Origin of the sequence: Arthrobacter sp. 4R501, from assembly GCF_002929755.1 — a bacterium.
GTDB lineage: Bacteria > Actinomycetota > Actinomycetes > Actinomycetales > Micrococcaceae > Arthrobacter.
This window is the reverse complement of record NZ_PJIW01000012.1, coordinates 36,761-61,268: the sequence shown is the minus strand read 5'-3', so window position 1 is coordinate 61,268 and position 24,508 is coordinate 36,761. Positions and strand designations below refer to the sequence as shown.

Below are 24,508 nucleotides of genomic sequence, written 5' to 3'. Positions count from 1 at the left end.
GGGGCGCAGCGACTGGTACTCGCTGCGTCTTTCCAGTTGAAGGAGCGAGTGGGGACATGAGTTTTACGAATACGAGATATAACCGTCAGGAAGTTATGCCCCAGCTAGGGCTCGAAGGGCAAAACAAGATTAGCGCGGGAAGGGTTGTGAGCGTCGGGGCGGGTGGGGTGAAGTCCTCCCTGCTGTACCACCTCGCTTCCGCGGGCGTTGGAACAATTCATATCGTGGACTTCGACAGGGTCGAACTTAGCAACTTGAACCGTCAGATCCTTTACCGCCAGCATGACATCGGCAGGTACAAGGCCGAGGCCGCTGCCGAGGAACTGCGCGAACTCAACCCGGACATTGCTGTGAGCTACTCCCTTGACCGGATCGACGCCTCGAACGTTGACGAGTTTCTTGGCGGATACGATGTAATCCTCGAGGGTGGTGACGGCCCAGAACAACGTCTCCTCGTTAACAAGTTTGCCGTCGACACCAGAACGCCGATGGTTCATGTCAGTGCACAGTATGCCCACGGTTATGTCTTCACGATGGTTCCACCGGATACGGCGTGCCTGAACTGCGTCTATCCGGACCTACCTGAAAGCAGGAAGGGCCCCGTTCCTGTTTGGGGACTCGCTACCGGTATGGCCGGAGTCATGGGTGCCAACGAGGTCGTGAAGCTACTGCTTGGCAAAGGTGAACTAGCTACCAATCAGCTTCTGTCCTTCTCTAACTTTCAAAATGACACCTACACCATCCCCGTTGCCAGGAGGACGGCTTGTCCTACGTGTCAACGCTGACTGTCCCGCAAGCTCGCCGCTTCCAACGCGCGGCCCTGACCGCGACCGGCATCGATTCCTTGGGGACTGGCTCGTATGTCAGTGCAGCGGTTGTACTCTTCACCCAGCACCTCAGCGTAAATCCTGCCGCAGTAGGATTCGGTTTGACGCTCTCAGCGATATCTGGGATGCTCGCCTCGCTGCCGATCAGCGCCCTCGCCGACCGGTGGGGGAACCTGAGAGTCTTTACGTGTTCCTATATTTTGCGGGCTCTCGGGACCCTTGTTTGGGTGTTCATATCGGGCGACGCGCAATACCTCGCGTACAGTCTGCTGTTCGGAGTCATTGATCGCTCGGCGGCTTCCCTGACGCGCAGCCTTATGGTTGCTCCGTTGTCCAAGGAAGACAGCATCCGCCTCATTGGGCTAACGGCGTTACCCGCGAACATCGGCTACGGACTGGGAGCCGGACTCAGCGCCCTTGTCCTCTTCCTGAACTTGCCGATCATTGTCATACTCGGACTGAACTCCGCGACCTTTATCTTCGTAATCATCCTCTATCGACTTACCCTCAGGGACTTGGACCTTTCGAAGGCTGATGTCAGTCCATCAGTCATCACTTCTTGGACCCGGATTAAGTCATCACTTGACTCGAGCCACCGCAGACGCATCGTCTTCGACAACTTCCTTTTTTCGTTTCACAGGACGTTCCTGAACGTCTACTTTCCCCTCGCTGTCGTGGTCTATGCACCGAACTACGTATGGGTCGTCCCGGTCCTGTTCGTTGTAAATGCCGTTGTGGTTGCCCTGACTCAAGCGGCGGTGAATGCTTGGGCAGACCAGAGAAACCGGCATCAGAAGCTGTGGGGAATTAGCGGACTGCTGCTTGGTATCTCCATGTTTCCAGTCCCGTTGTTCGCTGCCGTAGGTGAAGATGTTGCGGGAAAGCTGCTAATCGGGCTGCTCATAGTTCAGATCGCTGCTGAGATCGCTCAGTCGGCCGCTCTCACCGTCTACATGGTGAGAATGAGCAGGGAAGAAAATTTGGCCACGGATCTCAGCGCAATAAACCTCGGTGGCCAGTTTCAAAACATTACTGGCCCGGCAATTTTCAGTTCCCTGGTCGTTCCGGAGCGCTGGCCCCTCGCCATCCTAGCCGGCGCCGTAATAGGCGCCCGTGGGGTGCTCGTACTGCGAAGGCCGAGTAATCCTAGTCTGTAAGGAAGAGCATGGACATAACAACTCGCAATCTGGCCCTTTCGTACGACTGGTCCTTCGAGTTTCATGAAGGCGACAGCACACCCCTCCCCGTCGTGGATATCGCTAGGAAGCACCTGACCAAAACAACCACGACCCTATACATCGGCTTCGGGAACGGACGAAACGCGAGACCACTGTTGGAAGAGTCATACGACGTCTACGCCTGCGACGCCTCGAAAGTGGCTGTGAGCAAAGGCCAAACCGACCTTCCGTCCTACAAGGAACGCATTCAGCACGCTGACTTCCGCGATGCATTCCCCGAGATCCCTCAATTCGATGCAGTCATCCTGTCGCGGGCCTTAATCGAAGCGTCTGTCGAGAGGGCCACGCACAATCTCAGAGACCTCAGCCACAGGGTGAAACCGGATGGACTTCTCTTGTTCCAACTGCCAGCCATTGGCACAGATTTGTGGCCAGCCTGGTCAAAAATCAATATGGATTGTGGTGGCAACATCACCGTCGGCTACCCATTCGGGGCGGTCGACAAGCTCTACCTGTCCTTCAATGGCGCCACCTCCATCCTTTCAAAAGCAGGATTCCAGCCGGAGAACGGCCCAGTGCCTGCAGATGTTCCACGCCTCGCCCACCCGGGAGGGTTAGTCCGAAATTGGTTAGGCACCGCAAGAAAAAGAGGGTGAGGCATCTTGGACTCTTACTCGGGGGAGGCCAAGCACGGAGAGATCGAAGCGTCGCCGCTGTTATCGATTTGCATCTGGACGGGAAAAGTTCGCATAGTCATCTCCTATGCCAATCATGGCCGCCATAACGACGAACACCTGACCGACACAAGGAGAGAACCCGTCGTCCACCAAGCAAGCGATCACGCTTGTGCCACAGTCCACCGTGGCGATGGGACCCCCATAGCACCGTGGACAAGGGACGACCATGCGCCGTAAGCCCCACGCCCTGTGGACCTGGAGATAGGGTGGAGCCTTTCCACGACGACAGGTAAATCGATGGGGGACACTGTTTTGTCGCTCCGTCTGCATCCGAGCGCCGTCGACCTCAGCCGCCACCCGGAGACCTCCCAGGAGATGTTGGCGACCCGGATCGCGGCGGGCGAGGCGGCAATGCGCGAGGCCGGGTTCGACATCGTGCCGTGCCAGGTTTCAGCCGACCCTGACGAGTCCGAAAAGATGGTCCGCGAATGCCTCGCCGCCCGACCCGTCCAGGTGGCCATGATCGGCGCGGGTGTGCGGATGGCCGAGGAGCACACCCTGCTGTTCGAGCGCGTCGTCAACCTGCTTAGCGAGCTCGTCCCCGGCATCGTGTTCTGCTTCAACACCTCGCCGGAGGCCACCATCAACGCATTGCGCCGAAGGGCACGCCCCAGCAACTGACGCGACTGCAACTGAGACGACAAACCCCGGCGAGGCTTTCGTTTACGCGGCCGGGCCCAGCGTTGCCCCGGGTACGAATTCACCGGTGAATTTTTCGTGCCGGACCTCGATCCCGCCCCGGTTGCTCATGAGACTCTCAAGGACGTCAACCCCGCGCGCCGCGACTTGTTCCACCGGGATGCGCAGCGTGGCCAGTCCGATCAGGTCCAGGCCCGGGATGATGCCGTCGCAGCCCGTCACCGATACGTCGCCGGGGACATCCAGGCCGGCGGCGCGGGCGGCCCGGAGGAAGATCATGGCCCTGATGTCGTTGGGGAACATGGCGGCCGTGACCCCACCGTCGCGGACAAGGTCCAGGATCCGGGCGATGCCGGCCTCCGGCTGGCCGAAGGCGTCGGTCTCGATTCGGTGGACCGTCAGCCCGCGGCCTTCCAGGTGGACCGCCATGGACCGGCCACGGCGGTTCTCCGCGGTGGAGACCGACACCGTCGGAACCAGCACTGCCACGGACCTGTGCCCCGCCGAGGCGACCCTGTCTGCGAGCATGGCCCCGTGGACGTCCTCGTTATAGGACACCCCGTGGATCCGGGGATGGTCCTCCACCCTGCCCACCGAAACCACCGGCACACTGTCCAGGAACGGTTCCAGATCCGCGGCCTTGATGACACCGGTGGAGACCAGCAGTCCGCCCACGCGCAGTCCGAGCATGCGGCGCAGGGCGGCGAGTTCGTCCTCGGCCCCCTCCTTCCAGTGCGGCACGGCCGTGATGAGCTCCAGCCCGTGGCCGCTCACCGCTTCCTGCACCAGGGAGTGCAGCCGGCCGTACGCCGGATTCCGCGGGTCGCGCAGGAGCAGGCCCACCAGGTCGGAGCTGCGCTTGGAGAGCCCCTGCGCCATGGCATTGGGAACGTAACCGAGTTCGCGCACGGCCCTGAAAACTTTCTCCCGAGTCGCGGCGGCGACCGGCGGGTTGCCCACCAGGACACGGGAGACTGTCGCCCGGGACACGTTGGCGGCCCGCGCCACGTCTTCCATCCGGATCTTCAGTCCCTCGCGCGGTACCTCCGCGTCCCCCCGGGGCGCGTCCCCCCGCGACCGGTCCCCCGCCGTCGTCCGTGTCCTCGGCATTTTCGGCTCCCCTTACCCTTGCTCGTTCAATCCGGTCCTCACTCTATTGCTTCCCCGCCCCGGCCAGTGCCAGCGCCGCCTGCTGCCGGTTGCGGTAGGGAACCAGCAGGCCCGGCCAGTCCGTCTGGATGATTCCGGCCCCCAGCGTCATCAGCTTGCCCCAGCCGTCGTCGGGCGATCCCAGCACGGAAGCCTCGTCATCCCAGCCAGCGAAGAGCGGCACCCTGTTGCTGAGGTTGATCGCGTTCAGCAGCGCAAAGAGACCCTGCCCGTGCAGCCAGTCGAGGTAGCCGGCGTCAGCGAACTCGTGGTCCGGCGACGGGGCCAGCAGCTCCATGCCCACGGTGTTGATTCCATCAGCGGCCAGCACCTGCAGCACCTCCTCGTGCGACCTGACGATCGGCGCGTACGGATACTTCACCGGATGCGCGGCGAGCACGTCCAGCAGCTCCGCATCGACCGGCGACTTGAACAGCAGCCGGCCCGGCTCCGGGAACCGGTCCAGGAACGGCAGCAGCCGCGGCCACGAGCCCCAGGAACGGTCCACATTGAACAGCGTCTCCGGGTGGGACCGGAGCACATCCTCCAGCCGCGCCACCCCGTAAGGGGCGCCCCGGTGCGTGCACCACTGGTAGCTCAGGTCCAGGATCTGCGCCGTGGACAGCGTCCCGATGTTCTGGGCGATGCCGAAATGCATCGGCTCGTAGCCGTCGTGGAACAGGAAGAAGTCACCGTCCGTGGATTCGACGACGTCGATCTCCACCATGTCCGCGCCCTGCGCCAACGCGGCGGTAATGGCCGGCTCCGTGTTCTCCGCGATGGTGCCCAGCCCGGTACCGCGGTGCACCGCAATCAGTGGCCGCCGCCTGGCGAAGGCCGCGCTAAGGGGCTCGTTGATCGAGGCGTAAGTGCTCTGTCCAAACATTGTTGTTCCTTTAGATTCGTGTCGTGACGGGTTCGACGGCGGCGCTCGCCGGATGTGCGGACGCCGCCCGATTCCGGCGGCTGGTCGGCCGTAGACCAGCCACATGGTGGTCGCGGTGATCAGCATGAGCAGCACCGTGTAGACGAACGTCAGCGCCGTGCCGTCATTGAGCGTGTCCTCCGCGGTGGCGTTCTTGATGACGATGCCCAGCGGCTGGTAGAGCGGGTGCGAGACGAACACGGCGGTGTCGTAGTCGTCCAACAGGCTGTTGAAGTTCAGCGCCGCGATGGCTGCCGCGGTGGGTAACACTACGGGCAGCAGCACCAGGCGGAAGGTTGTCAGCGGCCCGGCGCCCAGGATGGCCGCGGCCTCTTCGAGCTGGTCCGGCACGCCAGTGAAGGCCGCTTTGAGCATCCGAAGCGTGAACGGGATCTTGAGGATCACATAGGTGATGCCCAACAACGCCACAGTTCCGGTCAGGACGACATTGCCCATGATCCAGCTGGCGTGGTCGTAGGCGATGATCAGCCCCAGGGCGATCAGCGTCGAAGGCAGGATCCACGGGATGTGGAGCACAAATTCGATGCACGCGGTCACGTTGTTCCGGTGCTTCTGCAGCAGGCGCGCCACAAACAGCATGCCTGCCACCACCGTGACCGACGCGAAAGCGCCGTAGCCGAGGGACACCAGGAACGGCCAGAACGCCTTGTAGTCGCTGAACACGAGCGCGTAATTCTTCAGGGTAAAGCTCTCCCACGTCAGGGTTCCGGAGCTGATCGACGAGGCGCTGGTGAAGGAGAAGACGACAATCAGCAGCGGCGGCACCACGTAAACGGCCAGCAGGGCGTAGGCAGCGGCGTGGACGGCCGCGTTGGCCCAGCGGTTTCCGATCTTCTGCTTTTTCATCGCAGTGGGGACCTTGGAGACCGCGAAGTATGTGCCGCCCTTCTCCATCCGGTTCAGGACGGCCAGCAGCACCATGGTGGATACGCCGAGCACGATGGCCAGCGTGGCGGCCAAGTCACGGGACGACGGTGAGTTGGCGAAGGTCAGGATCATGGGTGTGATGGTCTGGAAACCCGTGCCGCCGAGCACCTGCGGCGCTGCCAGCGCACCCAGCCCGCCCAGAAACGTCAGGATGGTGATGGCGTAGAGCATGGGCCGGATGGTGGGCAGCACAATGGTCAGCAGTACCCGCCAGGTGGAGGCGCCCATCATTTTGGCCGCCTCGACGGTCTGGAAGTCCACCCGGGCCAGGGCGTTGGTCATAAACAGCAGGTGGTTGCCGGTGCCGGCAACGGTCATCACGAACACGACGGCGGCCATGCCGGTGAACCAGGCCTGGTCCATGTCCGGGAACGCGCCAGCCAGCAGATTGGTCACGAAGCCGTGCTCGCCATAGATGATCTTGTAGCCGGCCACCTGGACGATCCCGCCGTAGATCAGCGTCGTGGCGTAGCCCAGGTAGAGAATGCGAGCGCCCCTGATGTCGAAGTACCGGGTCGCGAGCACAATGAAGACGCCCACCAGGTTGACCGTCACGGAGAGCACCACCGCCAGAAGGAAGCTGTTGCGCAGCGAGTCCATGGCCCGCCGCGAGGATCCCAGCCGCTCGAAGGCGCGGAAGGACGGCTCGCCGTCGGGCATAAAGACTTCGCCGAACAGCCGCACGTTCGGCCAGACGAGGAAGGCCGCGGAGAACCACAGCAGCACGGCACCGACCACGAGGAACAGCGGTGAGCGCAGCATCTTGCGTACGGACGTGTTCACCGGGACGCCCCTGCGGGTATGGGAGCCTGTAGCGTCTGTTCCTGCAGCGTCTGAACCGGCTCCTGCGCGTTGGCGGCCGGATATTGCAGCACGTCTGCCGGATCGATGCTGACGTCAACCCTGTCGCCGGGGGCGAAGCCGGGGTGCCCGGACTCCTGGATGATCCCCTTGGCCACTCCCCCGTCGCGCACGTCCAGCTCCACCCGGTAGCTGCTGTAGACGCCGTGGTACTGCCGCGAGCGCACGGTGCCGGGCAGCGTGAGCCGGGCGCCGCCGTCGTACGCGTTTCCTGCCGGGGCGTGCAGCCCCACCTTCTCCACCCGGACGTACGACGGCGATGCCGGGTTGAGCGGGGCGGTCCCCCGCGTGCCGTAAGGGTATGCGGAGAGCGCGGCGACCGTTCCCGCGGCGAGCCGGTTAACATCGCCGATGAAGTTGCAGACGAATTCCGTGGCGGAGCGCATGTAGACCTCCTGCGGGGTTCCCACCTGCTCGATCCGGCCCTTGTTCATCACCGCGATCCGGGTGCTCATGGTCAGCGCCTCGTCCTGGTCATGGGTGACGTAAACGGTGGTGATGCCGAACTGCTCCTGCAGTTCTTTGAGCTGGCCGCGCAACTGGTGGCGGAGCTTGGCGTCGAGGTTGGAGAGCGGCTCGTCGAGCAGCAGGATTTTCGGGCGCAGCACCAGGGCGCGGGCGATCGCGACGCGCTGCTGCTGGCCGCCGGAAAGTTCGGTCACGCCCTTTCCCAGCTGGACGCTGTCGAGTTCCACGGCGTTGGCGATCTCGTCCACGCGGCGGGTGGTCTCGGCCTTCGACACGCCTGAGACCTTGAGGCCGAAGGCGATGTTCTCCCGGACCGTCATGGTGGGGAAAAGGGCGTAGTTCTGGAAGACCATGCCGATCTGGCGGCGCTGGCTGGGCAGGTGGGTGACCCGGGCGCCGTCGACGTAAACATCGCCGGCGGTGGGATCGATAAAGCCTGCCAGGGTGCGCAGGGCCGTGGACTTGCCGCAGCCCGAGGGGCCGAGCAGGGTGAAAAACTCACCCGCCTCGATGGTCAGGTTGAACCCGGGGAGCGCGTGGAAGTCGTCAAAAACAACGTCAATGTTCTTATAGGTGATCATGGCGATGGTCCTTGGCCCGGGTGCCCGGATTCCTCCGGGCACCCGAGGGCGGGAACTTCCTACTTCCGGTACTCGAGTTCGATCTTTTCGACCCAGGCGTCGATGTTTTCGGCTACCAGGGCCCAGTCGATGTCCTGCGGCGTGAAGGCTTCGGTCTGCTCGATGGCCTGCTTGTTGGCATCAGCGAGGGCCTGGGTGTTGGTCGGTGCGGTGAAGAACTCGTTGGACCAGGCGGCCTGCACCTTGGCGCTGCCGAACCAGTCGATGAAGTCCTGCGCGGCCTCGGCTTGGTCGGTGCCCTTGACCATGGCCACGTGCTGGACGGCGAACGGCACGCCGACCTCCGGCTGGACGGCCTTGGTGGCGACACCGTACTCGGCTTCGCGGCTGTTCTTGCCGGCGAGCCACATCTGGCCGGCGTCGACAGTACCGGCCTTCATCCGCGCGTACAGGTCTTCACCCTTGACCGCGGTGCTGCCATGCTCGAAGTAGGCGGCCATCTGGTCCCAACCCTCCTGGCTGATGCCCAGCTCGCCGCTCGGATCGGCGTAGCGGGCCAGGATGCCGGAGTAGACCATCTGGGTGGTGGCACCGGTGGAGGCCCCGGGCACCTCGTAGCGACCCTTGAACTCGTCCTTGGTCCAGAGATCGGTCCAGTCCCGCGGGGCCGCATCGGCGGACGGGTACGCACCCTCGTTGTAGACCAGCATGATGGGCTCGCGGACAATCGGCCAGAACGTCTTGTCCTCTTCGTCGCCCATCGCGCTGCCCACCTCGGCGGACCAGGCAGGCGTGTACGGCTCCAGCACGTCCTGGGCCTTGAGCTTCTCGAAGTACACGTTGTTCATGCCGAACGTCACGTCCGCAATCGGGTTGTTCTTCTCGGCCGTCAGGCGGTTCATGACGTCGCCGCCACCGAGGTCCACCAGCTCCAGATCGAAGCCTGCTTGGGCGGCCTGGGCCGTCAGCCATGCGCCGCGCCCGTCGGAGACGGAGTTGCTGTAGACCACCAGGGTGGCGTTGCCGTCCGCGTTGGCGGCGGACTCCCCGGCGCCCGGCGCGCAGGCGGTCAGCAGGAACGATCCTGCGATAAGTGCGGATGCCGCCGTGAGGATGCGGTGTTTGGCGAAGGGTGGGACTTTCATTGCTTGCTCCGGTTTCTGCGCTTGTCGGGTGTATCCAAAGTCTGAATGTACGCGCGATCATCATTGGGCAGGCTCTTCTCCGCACCGTTTTATTTGTGGGATGCACTCGAATGATCGCGCGTTCATATCGAGTGTGTAGGCAGTATTCAACCGCGTGGCCAATCTCCGGTGAACCGCAAGTGAACACCGGCCCCACGTTGCAGCGAGTCAGGACCGGTGTGGCTTCCCGGAGGAGATCCGCACCATGCGGATCTCGCGCACGCCGTCCTCCACATTCACGGTCCCGTCCGCCACGAAACCATGCTTGCGGTAGAACGCCTGCGCCCGAGGATTCGGATCGGCCACCCAGAGCGCTGCCGAATCGTCAGGTCCAACGACGGTATCCAGGAGGTCAGCCCCGGCACCGGTCCCGTGCTCAGCCGCCACGACGTACAGCACGTAGAGGTGTGTGCCCCACTGCGACCCGGGGCTCTGCGAGGGCCCCGCCATCGCGATCCCGATCACTTCGCCGTCGCGCTCGGCCACCGCCACACGGTTCGCACGGTAGCGCTCATCGCTGAGCATGGCGGTCCAGAACCGTTCCCGGGCGGCGGGCAACCCGGGGTCGTCGAGGACGTGGTCGGCCATGACTCCGCGGTACGTCTCAAGCCACGCGCGCACATTCACGCGCGCCATCTCGGCAGCGTCCTCGACACGCGCGTAACGAACCCTCACCGGGGTATCCATAGCGAAACTCTACCGAGAGCCGCCGGCGGCGTAGCCTGAATCTATGGACTCCGAAGTCCGGGATCTCACGCTCCGCACGGGCATCTCGGTGCCGTGCCTCATCCACGGCGACGCCGGCGCAGAACCGGTGCTGCTGCTGCACGCATGGGGCGAATCCCGCGGGAGCTTTGACCGCCTAATACCCCTGCTGACCGGCCTCAGGGTCTACGCCCCGGACCTGCGCGGGCAAGGCGAAGCGGACAAACCGGAGGGCGGCTACTCCCTGGCGGAACAGGCGGAGGACGCAGCAGCGATCCTGGACGCCCTCGACGTGCCGGGTGCGGTCGTCGTCGGCTCCTCGAGCGGCGGTTACGTGGCCCAGCGGCTCGCCGTTGACCATCCCGAAAGGGTCGCGGCACTGGTGCTGGTGGGCGCTCCCCTGAGCCTCCACGGGCGGGCACCCTTCGCCGACGAAGTGGACCGCCTGACGGACCCCCTCGACGAGGACTGGGTCCGGGATTCCCTGTCCTGGTTTCCCCTGCTGCACGAGGTTCCCGCCTGGTTCGTCGAGGACCGAGTGCGCGACGGTCTCAGGATGCCAGCCCACGTGTGGAAAGCCATCCTGAACGGCCTGGGCGAGGCCACCCCGCCCACCGAATCGGGAACCATCCACGCCCCCACGCTGATCCTGTGGGGAGAACAGGACGGCTTGCTGACACGCGGCGGCCAGGAAACCCTGGCAGCCCGGATTCCCGGCTCCGTGCTAAAGGTCTATCCCCGTGTGGCACATCTCGTGCTGTGGGAGTGCCCGGAGCGGGTGGCAGAGGATACGACGGCGTTCCTCGCCTCCCTCGGTTAGACGGGCACCAAGCCAGCGGCCGCCGTCGTAATTCCCGACGGCGCCGCTGGCTAAGGTGAGGGACTTAGCTGAGGTATCCGTTCGGGTTGAGGACGTATTTGGTGGCCGCTCCGGCGTCGAACTCGGCATAGCCCTTGGGCGCGTCGTCCAGGGTGATCGCCTTCGCGTTCACGTTCTTGGCGATACTCACCTTGTCATGCAAAATGGCCATCATCAGCTGCCGGTTGTACTTCATGACCGGGCATTGTCCGGTGGTGAAACTGAGCGACTTCGCCCAGCCGGTGCCCAGGCTCAGGCTCAGCGCACCCTTTTTGGCAGCCTCGTCCACGCCGCCGGGATCCCCGGTGACGTAGAGCCCGGGAATGCCCAGTGCGCCGCCGGCCGCGGTGATTTCCATCAGCGAATTCAGCACTGTGGCCGGTGCTTCCTTGGCGTCATGGCCGTGGCCGCGGGCTTCGAAGCCGACCGCGTCCACGCCGCAGTCCACCTCCGGGACGCCGAGGATCTGCTCGATCTGCTCCGCCGGGCCGCCCTCGCTCAGGTCAATCGTTTCGCACCCGAAACTGTGCGCCTGCGCGAGCCGGTCCTTGTTGAGGTCGCCCACAATCACGACGGCGGCACCCAGCAGGTGCGCGCTGGTGGCCGCTGCGAGGCCAACAGGCCCGGCGCCGGCAACATACACCGTGGAGCCGACGCCCACCCCAGCCGTCACGGCGCCGTGGAAGCCCGTGGGGAATATGTCAGAGAGCATGGTCAGGTCCATGATCTTTTCCAGGGCCTGGTCCTTGTCCGGGAACTTCAGCAGGTTCCAGTCCGCGTACGGGACCAGCACGTAGTTGGCCTGCCCGCCCACCCAGCCGCCCATGTCCACGTAGCCGTAGGCGCTGCCGGGGCGGTCAGGATTAACGTTCAGGCAGATGCCGGTCTTGCGTTCCTTGCAGTTCCGGCAGCGGCCGCAGGCGATATTGAAGGGCACCGAACAGATGTCGCCCACTTTGATGAACTCGACGCCGGGACCCACCTCCACCACTTCGCCGGTAATCTCGTGCCCCAGCACCAGGTTGGGCGGTGCCGTGGTCCGTCCGCGGACCATGTGCTGGTCCGAACCGCAGATGTTGGTGGCCACGGTTTTCAGGATGACCCCGTGGGGTACCGTGCGCCCCACGTTCGCCGGATTGACTCCCGGGCCGTCCTTGAGTTCGAAGCTTGGATAGTCGATGTCGATCAGTTCGACCTTGCCCGGTTCCTTGTAAGCAACGGCTTTGTTTCCAGTCATCAGTGCTCTCCTCTCTCGGCACGGCACGCCTTCGTGGGGTAGCCGTGAGTTGTGAAGTGTTGCGATGGACCCCCAGGTGCAGGGCCTGCCCGTGGCTTGAGCAGCTGGATGTTTTCCTGGCGTTGGGGGTCCGGCCAGTCTAGGCATGCCGGTCCGAAGCGTCCATAGCCCGAACCCCCTATCTACTCCCCTGCGCGCGTCGGGTCGGCGGGGACCTGACGCTAGTTGAAGGTCCAGGCGGGCAGCTCGGTCCTGCCCCGTCGTCGCCTCCGCAGCACCGCGATCACGGCACCGGCGCCGCAAAGCAGCAGGGCCGCCGCCCCGGCGGCAATCGCCGGAAGTCCGGGCCCGGAAGCTCCGTCAGTAGTACCGCCGGCTGAAGAACCTCCGACTGACCCCGCGGACTCAGCCCTGGGCGTGCCGCTGCCGGTGCGCCCGCACCAGGCGCGGGCGCACCGGCAGCACCAGCTGGGGCAATCACCGTCAGGGACCTGCCGCCCCTGTTGACCACCACCACGGTTCCGTCGGCCCGGACAGCCATGCGGCCGGGGTCCTCACCGGTGGGAATCGTCTCCGCCGCGGCCGTGGCCCCCGGCGGGATGACCGAGACCGTGTTGTCCACGCTGTTGGTCACATAGACCGTGCCGTCCGGAGCGGCCACCACCTCCTGCGGTGCCTCTCCTACCGGGATCCGACGCGCCACTGTGGTGCCGCCCGGCTCGATGACCGCCACATCATTCCTCATGATGCTTGCCACATAGACGGTTCCGTCCTTCGCCACGGCCACCTCCACCGGGTAGGGGCCCGCCAGGATGGAGCGCTCCGTCCAGACGCGGCCGGGCGGCACCACCGACACGCTTCCTTCAGCCGGGTTGGTCACGTACAGCGATCCGTCGACTCCCGCCGTCAGCCAGTGCGCGCCCGGGCTCACTCCGATCGCAAAGCCCGCTTCAGCCGCGCCGGGGGTAGCACGCCGATTTGTGCCTGTCCGGAGTCTGTCGTCTGGCGCACGTACAGGGTCCCGTCCGTCGTCACCGCCAGCGACGAGGGAAAACGTCCCACCTTGTTGGTGCGGGAGGCGCGCGTTTCGCCGGGCTGGAAGACGCTGATGCCGCCCGCACAGTGGTAGTCACTCACATACAGGGTGCCCGTCCGGCGCTGCCGCCACGCCCAAAGGCTGGATGCCGGCGTCGATCACCGTTGAGTCAGTGGCCGCCGGGCCAGTCGCGGTAAGGTCCTCAGCGGACGCCGGAACGGCCACGACGCCGGGGCCGAGCAGGAGCCCGGCCGCCGCCAGCAGCGCCACCCCTGCGCGCAGAAAAGTCTTCGCGTTCCCGCTCGTCCCGACCGGTTCGCCCGGATCGCCGGTGGCGCGGCGCATCAGAAAGTTCTTCACAAGTTCCCCCAAAACCTTGACCGCCCTTCGGCGGTGTTCCGATCCTACCCGCCGCCGTCAGCCCTGCGGCCGGTGGGGTGAAACTTGGCTGAGGATGGCGGTTCACGTGTCGCTCAAGCCGAGGGCTGGGATTGCTAGTGCCCTAAGTTCCAGGAACTACGAGCAGGTGCCGGTCAATCGCCCCGTCCTCAAGCCGCTCGGCAATAATCGGCACGTCCTGGGTGGGCGCCACGTTCCAGCTCGGCGCCGGCGGATTCCCCTCCACCTCGTTGGCATAAGTGCGATTGCTAAGTTGTTTGGCGGTGAACGAAAGCGCAGTTCGCATTGGCGGTTTTGCGTTGAAGATCCTGGGTTGCGGTGTTGTTTGCGGCCTTTTCTAGGTTTTGAAATCCGCGATGAGTGTCGCACTCCGTACCCGGATTGGGGCGAGGTGTTCGCCAATGCCGCTGAGGACAATGCCGGCGTCGGCCGCCTGGAGCGCGGATTCCGGGATGGACAGCCCGTCTGCGCGGAGGCTGATTAGGGTCTCCACGAGTCGAAAGGCCAGATCTCCGTTCTGGCCGGTTGCGGTCCAGTCGTTTTCGGGGAGTGCTGCCCCCAGGCGTTGGTACAGTCCCCGGAGTTCCCGTCTGTCTTTAGTGAAGCTGTGGAACCGTTCGCTGCGTGATTCCGGGAGGTTGTATAGCACGCCGACGTTCCAGCGGGCGTTGCACAGTTGGGTTCCGTCAAACAACGCGACGGCGTGGAGCCGGGCACCAGCCGATACGGTATCGCGATCGCCGTTGGCCCCCGCGCAGATGCCGCGGGCAAAACCGAGGCCGCTGGATACTGTGCCCGCGAGCAGCACCTCAAGAATGTCGTCCTTGGTCTTGAAGTGGTGGTAGAGCGAGGACTGGCGGATCCCCACGGCCTCCGCGATGGACCGCGTCGACGTGGTGGCATAGCCCTGGGTGGTAAAGAGTTCGGCGGCGGCGTCGAGGATTTCTTCACGTGCGGTGGCTCCCGGGCGGGAGGGTTGCTGCTTACGGGGGCGTCCGGGGCCGGTTGTTGTCACTGCATTATTCTTGCACTCCGGGCGCACCATCTGCTGCCGCCTCGGTGGCGGTGAGGAGCCCGAAATGCAGTGGAAATGAACCGTCAATCAACTCTTTACAACGGGGAAACGAGTTCGGGATCTCGGCCTGTAAAACTATCAATTGACCGGTATTCCGCAGCGCCGGCACCACAGCGCTGCTTGTGCCGGAAGGCTTTGTCCAAACGCCGTTCCAGCCCCGGAGATCCCGATGACATCCACTGTTCTTCCCAGGTCCGCGCAGGCCGATGATGCAGACCTTACGTCTCTTGGCTATGAGCCGTCCCTGCACCGCAAGCTCGGCCGCTATGCTTCATTCGCGGCAGGCTTCTCCTTCGTGTCCATCCTGACCACCATCTTCCAGCTCTTCGCGTTCGGCTACTCCTTTGCTGGACCGGCCTTTTTCTGGACCTGGCCCGTGGTCCTGCTCGGCCAGCTTCTTGTGGCCCTGAATTTTGCAGAGCTTGCCGCCCGCTACCCGCTCTCCGGCGCCGTGTATCAGTGGGCGCGGCGTGTGGGCGGCGAAACGGTTGGCTGGTTTGCCGGCTGGTTCATGGCGCTGGCTCAGGTTGTCACTGCTGCCGCTGCGGCCATTGCCCTGCAGGTGGTCCTTCCCCAGCTCTGGGGCGGCTTTCAGCTGGTTGGTGGCGACGCCGCACTGAACACTGTCTCGGGTGCCGCGAACGCCGTGGTCCTGGGCGCCATTCTGCTGGTGGTCACCACGGTGATCAACTCCATGGGAGTCAGGCTGATGGCCCGCGTGAACTCCGTCGGCGTGACGTGCGAGATCGTCGGCGTCATAGCGGTGGTCCTCGCCCTCATCACGGCCGCCCAGCGCGGACCGGACGTCGTGCTGGACACCGTCGTCATGCAGGGCTCCGATCTTGGCGCCGTAGGCGCGTTCATGGTTTCGGGCCTGATGGCCGCTTATGTCATGGTGGGCTTCAACTCGGCCGGGGAACTCTCCGAAGAGACAAAGGACCCTCGCCGGACCGCGCCCCGCACCATCCTCTCGGCATTGATCATCTCCGGCATCGGCGGGGCGCTGATGATCATCACCGCGCTGATGGCAGCTCCCAGCCTCGATGACGGCCGGCTCGCCACCGAAGGCCTTCCCTATGTGTTAACTGCCGTCCTCGGGACCTTCTGGGGCAAGGTACTCCTGGTCGACGTGGCCGTGGCTATCTTCGTCTGCACGTTGGCCATTCAGACGGCCGGCTCGCGGCTGGTGTTCTCCATGGCCCGAGACGGCAAGCTTCCCGGCTCGGCACTCCTTTCGGCCGTCCATCCTATGCGCGGCACGCCGATGTGGCCCTCCATTGCCATCGGCGCACTGGCTGTCGGCGTTCTGGCGATCAATGTAGGCAATGCGGCGCTGTTCACCACGCTCAGCAGCGTTTGCATCGTGATGGTCTATCTGGCCTACCTCCTGGTCACCGTGCCGCAGCTCCTCAACCGCCTCCGCGGCGACTGGGACCGGGTCGGCGAGACCATGCCGGAGGGGTTGTTTTCGCTGGGGCGGTGGGGTCTGCCCATCAATATTCTCGCCGTGCTGTACGGGGCAGTGATGGTGGTCAACCTCGCCTGGCCACGACCTGAGGTCTACGACCCCTCCGGAGAAAACGGCATCCTCCTCTACTCGGCTCCGCTGATGGTGGGCGTCGTGCTGCTCCTCGGTGTGTGGGTCCGACGCTCCAGTGCCCGGTCGGCCGCACGCTCGGAAGCCTGACCACACAGCAGGACTGCAACGCGCGCTTGCAACATCGGATTGTTACACCTCCCCCTGCCACGCCAACACCCCCAGGATTGACATGACATTGACCACTGAAGCACCAGCCACCGCCACCACCGCCGGAGCCCGCGCCCACGCGCGGGAGCAGCATGGAAGCGCCGCGGACACCATGCGGCACATCCCGGCCACTTCCGCCCCGGAGCGGCTCACCGCCGACCTGCCGGATAGTGCCAAGGAGCATCTGAGCTGGGCAGAGTCCGTGGCCTTTGGTCGCTACACCGCACTGACGCTGGCCCGGGGGTCCCGGATCCGGCTCACAGACACCGAGGGCGATGCGTGCGTCCATGTCCTGCTCTACCGGACCGGGGCCCTGCACGAGCGGCTTAACGTCGCAGACACCGTCAAGGTTCCGTGGCAGGCCTACCCCACCGCAGGACACCCTCTGCTCTCCGATGCAGGCCGGCTGATGGCCACCATCGTGGCTGACACCTCCGCCAGCCACGATGCCCTGACAGGTGCCACCACCCTCGTCGGAAACACCACCCGCTACGGAGCCGGAACCGCCCACAGCAGCTCGCCGGCCGGGCGCGAACTGCTCACCCTTGGTGCGCTGAAGCAGGGGCTGGGCGTACGCGACGTGGCGCCGTCAATGTCGCTGTTCAAGGGGATCCGGGTGGATCCGGACGGCGGCATCCGGTTCACAGGAGGTGCCGGTCCCGGGGCGGCCGTCGACATCCTGCTGCAGATGGACGCGGTACTCGTCCTGGCTAACACGGCCCATCCACTTGACCCGAGGCCCGCTTTTACCGGAACCGCCGTGGACGTCCTCGCTTGGCACGCCCCCGAAGACCTGGACCTGCTCGCCGCGGGCCATCTTGTTGGGCCGCTCACGCCCGAACACCGCCAGGCCCTGAACAACACCAACCACGACCTCACGGCAAGGAACGCACGATGAACACCGCCACCGAAACACGGGCCCCCGTCAACGCAACCGGTAGCCAGACAGCGCTCGTGGCCGGCTCCGTCGTCCTGGACGAATACGTGGAAGCGCGGGGGCCCTGGTCCGCCGTCATTGCCGCCGGCGACGTCCTGACCATTGTGGACCTGGAAGGCAACCAGGCAGTGGACTGCCTGCTGTACGCCGCCGAGGACACGTCGGTGAGGTATTCAGCCGCCGTCACCATCGCCGCGCAGCGCTCCATCGTGCTCACCACCGGCTCCGTGCTTCGCTCCGAAACCGGCGCCCCGCTGATGACAGTTATGGCTGACGAAGTCGGCGTCCACGACACCATCGGCGGCGCCTGCTCCCAGGAATCCAACACCCTCCGTTACGGCCAGCACACCCGCGAGCAGCACGCCTGCGTCGAGAACTTCCTGATCGAAGGTTCCCGCTGGGGGCTGGACAAGCGCGACCTCGTCTCGAACATTAACTGGTTCATGAATGTTCCGGTTGACCCGGACGGTGCCCTCGGCATCGTGGACGGCCTCTCCGCCCCGGGCAAACGCGTGGCCCTTCGGGCGGACATCGACACTCTGGTTCTGGTCTCTAACTGCCCGCAGATCAACAACCCGTGCAACGGCTTCAACCCCACCCCCGTCCGTATGATAGTCACCCGGCCGGAGGCTGCCCTGTGAACCGCTTCGACACCCTGCTCATTGCCAACCGCGGGGAAATCGCGTGCCGCATCATCGAATCCGCGCGGAAGATCGGTCTGCGCACGGTGGCCGTGTACTCCGAAGCGGACCGCGGCGCCCGCCACGTCCGGCTCGCCGATGAGGCCGTACTCTTGGGCCCGGCACCGGCCAAGGAATCGTACCTGCGCGTCGAGGCGCTGCTGTCGGCCGCTGCGGCAACCGGGGCCGGAGCCATCCACCCCGGCTACGGCTTCCTCTCCGAGGATGCAGGCTTCGCCGAGGCAGTCGAGGCAGCCGGGCTGGTCTTCGTCGGTCCCACCCCGGAGCAGCTCAGAATCTTCGGCACCAAGCACACGGCACGGGTTGCCGCCCGCGCTGCCGGCGTCCCGATGATCGCCGGCTCCGGCCTCCTCGCCGGCGTGGACGAGGCCGTACTGGCAGCCCGGGAGATCGGCTTCCCGCTGATGCTCAAAGCCACCGGCGGCGGCGGCGGAATCGGGATGACCGTCTGCCGCACCGAGGACGAGCTCACCGAGGGCTACCCCCGCGTTGCGCGGCTGGCGGATGCAAGCTTCAGCACGGCCGGCGTCTTCGCCGAGAGGTACGTCGAGCAGGCACGGCACGTGGAAGTGCAGATCTTCGGCGACGGCGAAGGCAGGGTTGTGAGCCTCGGGGACAGGGACTGCTCGCTCCAGCGCCGGCACCAGAAAGTCGTGGAAGAGGCACCCGCCCCGGACCTTCCCGAATCCCTCCGCGACGAACTGCACCGCAGTTCGAGGGCGCTTTGTGCGTCTCTGGACTATCGCTCGGCCGGGACCGTGGAATTCGTCTATGACCCGGTCCGAGAGCAGGCCTCGTTCCTCGAAGTCAACGCCCGGCTTCAGGTGGAGCATCCCGTCACCGAAGCCATTACGGGTGTGGACCTGGTCGAGTGGATGCTCCGCCTTGCCCAGGGCGGCACCGAAGCAAACTCGGTGCTGGCCGGCCGGACGGACAGCATTCCCGTGACCGGCTACGCCGTGGAAGCCCGCCTTTATGCCGAAGATCCGGCCCGCAACTTCCAGCCCAGTTCAGGGACCGTGACAAACGCCGTCTACCCCGCAGCCGACGGCGTGCGCGTGGACGCATGGGTGGAAACCGGCAGTGAGGTATCCACCAACTACGACCCCCTCCTCGCCAAGATCATCACCACAGGCGCCGACCGGCACCAAGCCTTCGACAGGCTCGGTGATGCGCTGAAGAACACCCGGATCGACGGCATCGAAACCAACCTCGGAATGCTCCGCGCAGTAACCGGACTGGACGCGGTCCGGAGCGCGGAACATTTCACTGGAACCCTGGATGAGCTGGGTGATGCGGAACCCCGGATCACCGTGGAACGGCCCGGGCTGCAGACTTCGGTCCAGGACTGGCCCGGACGGGTGGGCCTGTGGCAGGTCGGTGTCCCGCCCAGCGGTCCTATGGACGATCTCTCTTTCCGGCTCGGCAACCAGGCGCTGGGCAACGCGGAGGGCGCGCCCGGGCTTGAGTTCACTATGACCGGCCCCAGCCTGCGCTTCAGCCACAGCACCACCGTGTGCGTCACCGGCGCGGACGTGGTGGTTACCGTGGACGGTACCGAGATTTCCGCTTGGGAACCTGTGACGGTGCCTGCTGGAGGCACGCTCGACATCGGCACCGCCGAAGGATCTGGCCTCCGCGGATACATCCTGTTCCAGGGAGGGCTTGACGTGCCCCAGTATCTCGGCAGCGCCTCAACGTTCACCCTGGGCCAGTTCGGCGGCCACGGCGGGCGTGTACTTCGCGCCGGAGATGTCCTGAGGGCAGCGACAGTCGACGCCGACGACGCCCCGGCAGTTGCTCTTGGGGGGTCGGGACTGGCCGGCAGAGTCCCCTTGGACAGCCGGCCTGCGCTGACGTCCGAGTGGGAATTGACGGTAGTCGAAGGACCGCATGGCGCGCCGGAGTTCTTCCAGCGCGAGGACATCGAGGACCTGTATTCGGTCAGCTATGAGGTGCACTTCAACTCTGCCCGGACCGGTGTGCGCCTGATCGGCCCTAAGCCCCGATGGGCGCGGGAAGACGGCGGCGAAGCCGGGCTGCACCCCTCAAACATCCACGACACCGCCTATTCCGTGGGAGCCCTGGATTTCACCGGCGACACCCCCATTCTGCTGGGTCCGGACGGTCCCAGCCTGGGCGGCTTCGTCTGTCCGGTCACCGTGGTGAGCGCCGACCGTTGGAAGCTGGGCCAGCTACGTCCCGGTGATACTGTGCGCTTCGTGCCAGTGGAAGCCAGCCGGGCGCCGTCGCCCAAGGATCTGGGTCCCGCCCGGCAGTTGGTGCTGCCCGGCGATCACGACTGGGCATCCGGGGCGGTGTCAGCCCCCGGGCTCCGTCGAGGAGACGGCGACGACGGCGTGCTGGGACGGGTGCCCCATGCCCCGGGCCGGCCTGCTGTCACGTATCGCCGCTCGGGGGACGACAACCTGCTGGTCGAATATGGCGACATGGTCCTTGATCTCAGCCTGAGGGCCCGTGTGCATGCCCTGCACCAGCACATTGAAGGGCTCCGCTTGCCCGGGATCGTTGACCTCACCCCCGGCATCCGTTCCCTGCAGATCAAGGTCGACCCTTCGGTGCTTCCGACCCCGAAGCTGTTGGGCCTGGTGCAGGAAGTCGAGGCTGCACTGCCGGCAAGTTCAGAGCTGGTGGTGCCCAGCCGCACCGTCCGTCTTCCGCTGTCCTGGGATGACCCGGCCACGCGCGAAGCCATCCAGCGCTACATGGCCGGTGTCCGGGATGACGCTCCCTGGTGCCCGTGGAATATCGAATTCATCAGGCGCATCAACGGCCTGGACTCTGTGAACGAGGTCTTTGACACGGTCTTCAACGCCGAATACCTGGTCCTCGGCCTTGGCGATGTCTACCTTGGCGCCCCGGTAGCTACACCGCTGGACCCCCGCCACCGTCTGGTGACCACCAAGTACAACCCCGCTCGGACCTGGACACCGGAAAATGCCGTGGGAATCGGCGGTGCGTACATGTGCATTTACGGGATGGAAGGCCCTGGTGGATACCAGTTCGTGGGCCGTACCACCCAAGTGTGGTCCCGTTACGCCGATTCCGCGCCGTTCGAGGCCGGTTCGCCCTGGCTGCTGCGGTTCTTTGACCGCATCTCCTGGTACCCGGTCAGCCCCGAAGAACTGTTGGACCTGCGGGCCGACATGGCTGCGGGCCGGGGCCGCGGAGTGGAGATCGAGGAGGGCATCTTCTCCTTGGCGGACCATGAGGACTTCCTTGCCCGGAACAGCGACTCGATCGAGGTGTTCCGCGCGAAGCAGGCGGCAGCGTTCGCCGTCGAACGCCAAGCGTGGGCCGACGCCGGTGAGTTTGACCGCGCCGACGCAGCAGCCGCCGTTGTTCCGATCGCCGAAGGGCTGGTGGTTCCCGAGGGAGGAACGCTGGTTGCCGCGCCTTTCGCCGCGAGCGTGTGGAAGGTGGACGTGGCTCCCGGTGACCGGGTCGCCAAAGACCAGCCGCTGGTTTCGCTGGAGGCCATGAAAATGGAAACGGTGCTGGTTGCCCCGTGCGACGGCGTGGTCCAGCAGGTCCTGCCTGTGGCAGGTTCCCAGGTAGTGCAAGGCGAGGCCCTCGTGGTCATTGCACCGCCGGCGGACCAGAACGCAACCGGGCACTCCGATGTGGACAGCGACGAACTGGAAGAGGCTGCAGCATGAGCACCGTACCCGCAAGCCGATGCGCCACCGAGCGTGTGAGAGCAGCACTGGCCGCCATCGACGCCGTCGACAGGCCGGAAATCTGGATTGCCCTGCGCCCGGCGGATCAACTCCTGGCCGAGGCAGGCCGGATCGACACTGCAGTGGCCGCCGGCGCGGACCTCCCCCTGGCCGGAATGCTCCTTGCCGTGAAGAACAACGTTGACGTGGCGGGGATCAGCACCACGGCGGCATGTCCCGGGTTCGCCTACATGCCGGAGCAGGACGCCGAGGCCGTAGCCCGGCTGCGGGCGGCCGGGGCCGTGGTTCTCGGCGCCACCAATCTGGACCAGTTCGCCACCGGTCTGGTAGGGACGCGAAGCCCGCACGGAGCCGTCCGCGATTCCCGCCGACCCGACCTTATTTCCGGTGGTTCCAGTTCAGGCTCCGCCGTCGCAGTGGCCCTGGGGCTCGCCGATGTTGCGATCGGCACGGACACTGCCGGCTCGGGCCGGGTACCCGCCGGGCTCCAGGGGATTGTGGGCATCAAGGCCACACTCAACGTGGTTTCCACCGCCGGAGTAGTTCCGGCGTGCCGCTCGTGGGACGCCGTCACCGTGTTCGCCCGGGACCTGGCGACAGCCGAACTGGCCATGGGAATCATGGCAGGGAACGCACGAACCTGGCCGTCGGACGCCAGGCTTGCCGCACCGGCCCGGCCACGAGTTGCCTATCCATCGGCCTTGCCGGAACTTCCGCAAGATTGGGCTGATGAATTCGGCCGCCAGATTGCCAGGCTTCAGGCTTCGGGAGTTGACGCGGAGCCCATCGAGTTCGACGACTTCCTTGAGGCCGCGCGTCTGCTGTATGACGGCGGTCTGGTGGCTGAGCGCTATGCCGCCGTCGGAGCATTTGTTGCCTCCGCTACCGCGGACTCCGGCAATTCTGACGGGTTGGATCCCACCGTGGCCGGAATTATCCTCCGGGCTGGCGAGGTACCTGCCCACCGGTACGTTTCGGACACCGGAAGGCTCAGCGACCTCAAGAGCCAGGCAATGGCGCATTTGCGGGGCTTCGACGCACTGATCGTCCCCACAGCACCTTTCCACCCGAGCCTCTCGGCCGTCGCCCGCGACCCTGTCGGAGTGAACTCGAAGATGGGGACGTACACCAACTTCTGCAATCTCTTCGACCTGTGCGCTGTCGCCATACCGGCCGGGGAATTGGACGGCTTCCAGTTCGGGCTCACCGTTATCGGGCGAACGTTCGAGGATGCGGTTGCCGCTGACATCGCCTGCAGAATCGAAACAACGCCTGCCCCACCGGCCCTGTTCGCGGCCGGAGCCGTCCAGGCGCCCCCGACCGGCCCCCGGAAACCATGGCCGGTGCGGGCGGGCGCCTCCGCTGAGCCGCTCATCGTGGTTGGGGCACATCGACGAGGGCAGCCCCTGTCCCACGAACTCGAAACCTTAGGTGCCGCCTGGGACGGGGATGTGCGCACGGCCGCCTGCTACCGCATGGTTGCCCTGGACACCCAGCCACCGAAACCCGGGGTGTACCGGTCAGAGAACGGGGCGGAGCTCGTGGCAGAGCGCTGGCTGCTGCCGGAAGCGGCGCTGGGACGGTTCCTGGCCGCACTGCCCGAGCCAATGCTCCTTGGTTCCGTTCGTCTGGCAGACGGTACTCGCGCTGTCGGCTTCGCCTGCGACGCGGTGGCGGCCGCCACAGGCCGGGACATTACAAGCTACGGCGACTGGATCGCTGCAATGGCGGCCGATGCGACCGGATTGCAGGTCCCAGGGCAAGACGCCCGCGGTAGCCTCCGGGACTCGCTCCTGACCGGGTTCACCCGGGGTCGCCAGTCAAACACCACACGCGGCTAGCAGTGGCCGCAATCCTTGGATTACAGGAACCTTTGAGGCCAGCTCACAGACAAACCCATATTCAGATTCCCCAGCCCTGACAGGAGCGGAATGAACGATCAGAAGAAGACAACCAGTTGGTGGCCTAAAATTTGTTTCAGATCTTCCCTTAGCCGTCCGGTGAATCGTCCAACGAACGCGACGGGCGATGCGGAGCGCCAATATTGGTGGCTGCTCCCCGGTGACGCCGCATACGCGATACCGGACAATGCCCAATTAGAGGGCGGAGTGATTCGGTCTCCGGCCGTCGGTTCGTCCAACTCCGTCTGATTTCCGATGTGGAGATTTTCCCAGACCTAAACGACAGGACGCTTCGACGTCTCGCGCGCCACTGTCTACCGCGAGCTCCAACGCGCGCAAACAGGCCAAGCCTGACATTTAGCGCTGCGAAAATTAGCCCTGCGAAAATGTGGGATCAGAGGTGCCAGCGATGGTGCTTTGCCCGGGACCGCGAAAGCTCTCGGGCACCGTGTCGTTCAGTGAGAAGGGGCCCCACGCGTCGCTCTTGGGCAGGGTCTCGTCGATTTCATGCCACCGCTCCCATGCCGCTTGGCGCGTGACCCCGAGAGCGGTGGCGATCCCTGCCCAGGACAGGCCCGCCTTCCGTGCGTATTTCACGCGACAATCCTTCGTGCCAATTGGACCCAGCTCTGGCTCACCGGCCGGCGCTGTTAGCCCCGCCGGATTAGACCAGCGTTGGTCTTCGCGCCATTCAAAGCTGATCGTCACGCGAA

General features: G+C 65.1%; 21 protein-coding genes. 10 read left to right on the top strand and 11 right to left on the bottom strand.

Features of this window, described 5'->3' with window-relative positions:
• The first annotated feature begins 56 nt into the window (after positions 1 to 56).
• From CXR02_RS13320 to CXR02_RS13305, 4 genes are all read left to right on the top strand, one after another.
• Positions 57 to 785 (top strand): HesA/MoeB/ThiF family protein, encoded by a 729-nt coding sequence (locus CXR02_RS13320; protein ID WP_104062447.1) that lies wholly within the window; start codon positions 57 to 59, stop codon positions 783 to 785.
• Positions 773 to 1,984 carry an MFS transporter gene (locus CXR02_RS13315; RefSeq protein WP_258060964.1) on the top strand — a complete coding sequence of 404 codons (1,212 nt, stop codon included), beginning with the start codon at positions 773 to 775 and terminating at the stop codon, positions 1,982 to 1,984. Before CXR02_RS13320 ends, CXR02_RS13315 begins: the two co-directional genes overlap by 13 nt.
• An 8-nt stretch (positions 1,985 to 1,992) precedes the next feature.
• Positions 1,993 to 2,661, top strand: coding sequence for a bifunctional 2-polyprenyl-6-hydroxyphenol methylase/3-demethylubiquinol 3-O-methyltransferase UbiG (locus tag CXR02_RS13310; protein ID WP_104062445.1), 669 nt, complete (start codon positions 1,993 to 1,995; stop codon positions 2,659 to 2,661).
• Positions 2,662 to 2,979: 318 nt separating this feature from the next.
• Complete coding sequence (locus tag CXR02_RS13305) at positions 2,980 to 3,363, top strand: hypothetical protein (protein WP_104062444.1); 384 nt, start codon at positions 2,980 to 2,982, stop codon at positions 3,361 to 3,363.
• Positions 3,364 to 3,405: 42 nt separating this feature from the next.
• Here the strand turns inward: CXR02_RS13305 and CXR02_RS13300 are convergent, their stop codons facing one another.
• From CXR02_RS13300 to CXR02_RS13280, 5 genes are all read right to left on the bottom strand, one after another.
• Positions 3,406 to 4,491 (bottom strand): LacI family DNA-binding transcriptional regulator, encoded by a 1,086-nt coding sequence (locus CXR02_RS13300; RefSeq protein ID WP_104062443.1) that lies wholly within the window; start codon positions 4,489 to 4,491, stop codon positions 3,406 to 3,408.
• A 43-nt stretch (positions 4,492 to 4,534) separates the two neighbouring features.
• On the bottom strand, positions 4,535 to 7,186 hold the full coding sequence (locus tag CXR02_RS23215) for an ABC transporter permease subunit (RefSeq protein WP_104062442.1): 2,652 nt from the start codon (positions 7,184 to 7,186) through the stop codon (positions 4,535 to 4,537).
• Entirely contained in the window at positions 7,183 to 8,313 is a 1,131-nt protein-coding gene (locus CXR02_RS13290; protein ID WP_104062441.1) for an ABC transporter ATP-binding protein, read from the bottom strand. The genes CXR02_RS23215 and CXR02_RS13290 overlap by 4 nt, the downstream gene beginning before the upstream one ends.
• Positions 8,314 to 8,372: 59 nt before the next feature.
• Positions 8,373 to 9,458, bottom strand: a complete 1,086-nt coding sequence (locus CXR02_RS13285; RefSeq protein ID WP_104062440.1) for an extracellular solute-binding protein — start codon at positions 9,456 to 9,458, stop codon at positions 8,373 to 8,375.
• A gap of 207 nt (positions 9,459 to 9,665) precedes the next feature.
• Positions 9,666 to 10,184, bottom strand: a complete 519-nt coding sequence (locus tag CXR02_RS13280) for a GNAT family N-acetyltransferase (protein WP_219816429.1) — start codon at positions 10,182 to 10,184, stop codon at positions 9,666 to 9,668.
• A 43-nt stretch (positions 10,185 to 10,227) separates the two neighbouring features.
• Between CXR02_RS13280 and CXR02_RS13275 the strand changes: the two genes are divergently transcribed.
• Positions 10,228 to 11,022, top strand: a complete 795-nt coding sequence (locus CXR02_RS13275) for an alpha/beta fold hydrolase (protein ID WP_104062438.1) — start codon at positions 10,228 to 10,230, stop codon at positions 11,020 to 11,022.
• Between the two features lie 64 nt (positions 11,023 to 11,086).
• Here CXR02_RS13275 and fdhA read toward each other — a convergent pair whose 3' ends face one another.
• From fdhA to CXR02_RS13255, 5 genes are all read right to left on the bottom strand, one after another.
• Entirely contained in the window at positions 11,087 to 12,298 is a 1,212-nt protein-coding gene (gene fdhA, locus CXR02_RS13270) for a formaldehyde dehydrogenase, glutathione-independent (protein ID WP_104062437.1), read from the bottom strand.
• A 283-nt stretch (positions 12,299 to 12,581) separates the two neighbouring features.
• On the bottom strand, positions 12,582 to 13,178 hold the full coding sequence (locus tag CXR02_RS22965; RefSeq protein ID WP_258060955.1) for a YncE family protein: 597 nt from the start codon (positions 13,176 to 13,178) through the stop codon (positions 12,582 to 12,584).
• A 249-nt stretch (positions 13,179 to 13,427) separates the two neighbouring features.
• Positions 13,428 to 13,694 carry a hypothetical protein gene (locus CXR02_RS22960; RefSeq protein ID WP_258060954.1) on the bottom strand — a complete coding sequence of 89 codons (267 nt, stop codon included), beginning with the start codon at positions 13,692 to 13,694 and terminating at the stop codon, positions 13,428 to 13,430.
• Between the two features lie 142 nt (positions 13,695 to 13,836).
• Positions 13,837 to 14,019, bottom strand: coding sequence for a hypothetical protein (locus tag CXR02_RS13260; RefSeq protein ID WP_104062436.1), 183 nt, complete (start codon positions 14,017 to 14,019; stop codon positions 13,837 to 13,839).
• A 51-nt stretch (positions 14,020 to 14,070) separates the two neighbouring features.
• Complete coding sequence (locus tag CXR02_RS13255; RefSeq protein WP_104062435.1) at positions 14,071 to 14,748, bottom strand: TetR/AcrR family transcriptional regulator; 678 nt, start codon at positions 14,746 to 14,748, stop codon at positions 14,071 to 14,073.
• 229 nt (positions 14,749 to 14,977) lie between these two features.
• Between CXR02_RS13255 and CXR02_RS13250 the strand changes: the two genes are divergently transcribed.
• From CXR02_RS13250 to atzF, 5 genes are all read left to right on the top strand, one after another.
• Positions 14,978 to 16,495 carry an amino acid permease gene (locus CXR02_RS13250; RefSeq protein ID WP_104062434.1) on the top strand — a complete coding sequence of 506 codons (1,518 nt, stop codon included), beginning with the start codon at positions 14,978 to 14,980 and terminating at the stop codon, positions 16,493 to 16,495.
• A gap of 82 nt (positions 16,496 to 16,577) precedes the next feature.
• Entirely contained in the window at positions 16,578 to 17,453 is an 876-nt protein-coding gene (locus tag CXR02_RS13245) for an urea amidolyase associated protein UAAP1 (protein ID WP_104062433.1), read from the top strand.
• Complete coding sequence (locus CXR02_RS13240) at positions 17,450 to 18,133, top strand: urea amidolyase associated protein UAAP2 (protein ID WP_104062432.1); 684 nt, start codon at positions 17,450 to 17,452, stop codon at positions 18,131 to 18,133. The genes CXR02_RS13245 and CXR02_RS13240 overlap by 4 nt, the downstream gene beginning before the upstream one ends.
• Entirely contained in the window at positions 18,130 to 21,873 is a 3,744-nt protein-coding gene (gene uca / locus CXR02_RS13235) for an urea carboxylase (RefSeq protein WP_104062431.1), read from the top strand. The genes CXR02_RS13240 and uca overlap by 4 nt, the downstream gene beginning before the upstream one ends.
• Entirely contained in the window at positions 21,870 to 23,735 is a 1,866-nt protein-coding gene (gene atzF / locus CXR02_RS13230; protein WP_104062430.1) for an allophanate hydrolase, read from the top strand. Before uca ends, atzF begins: the two co-directional genes overlap by 4 nt.
• A gap of 432 nt (positions 23,736 to 24,167) precedes the next feature.
• Here atzF and CXR02_RS13225 read toward each other — a convergent pair whose 3' ends face one another.
• Entirely contained in the window at positions 24,168 to 24,392 is a 225-nt protein-coding gene (locus CXR02_RS13225) for a hypothetical protein (RefSeq protein ID WP_104062429.1), read from the bottom strand.
• Between the last annotated feature and the right edge of the window lie 116 nt (positions 24,393 to 24,508).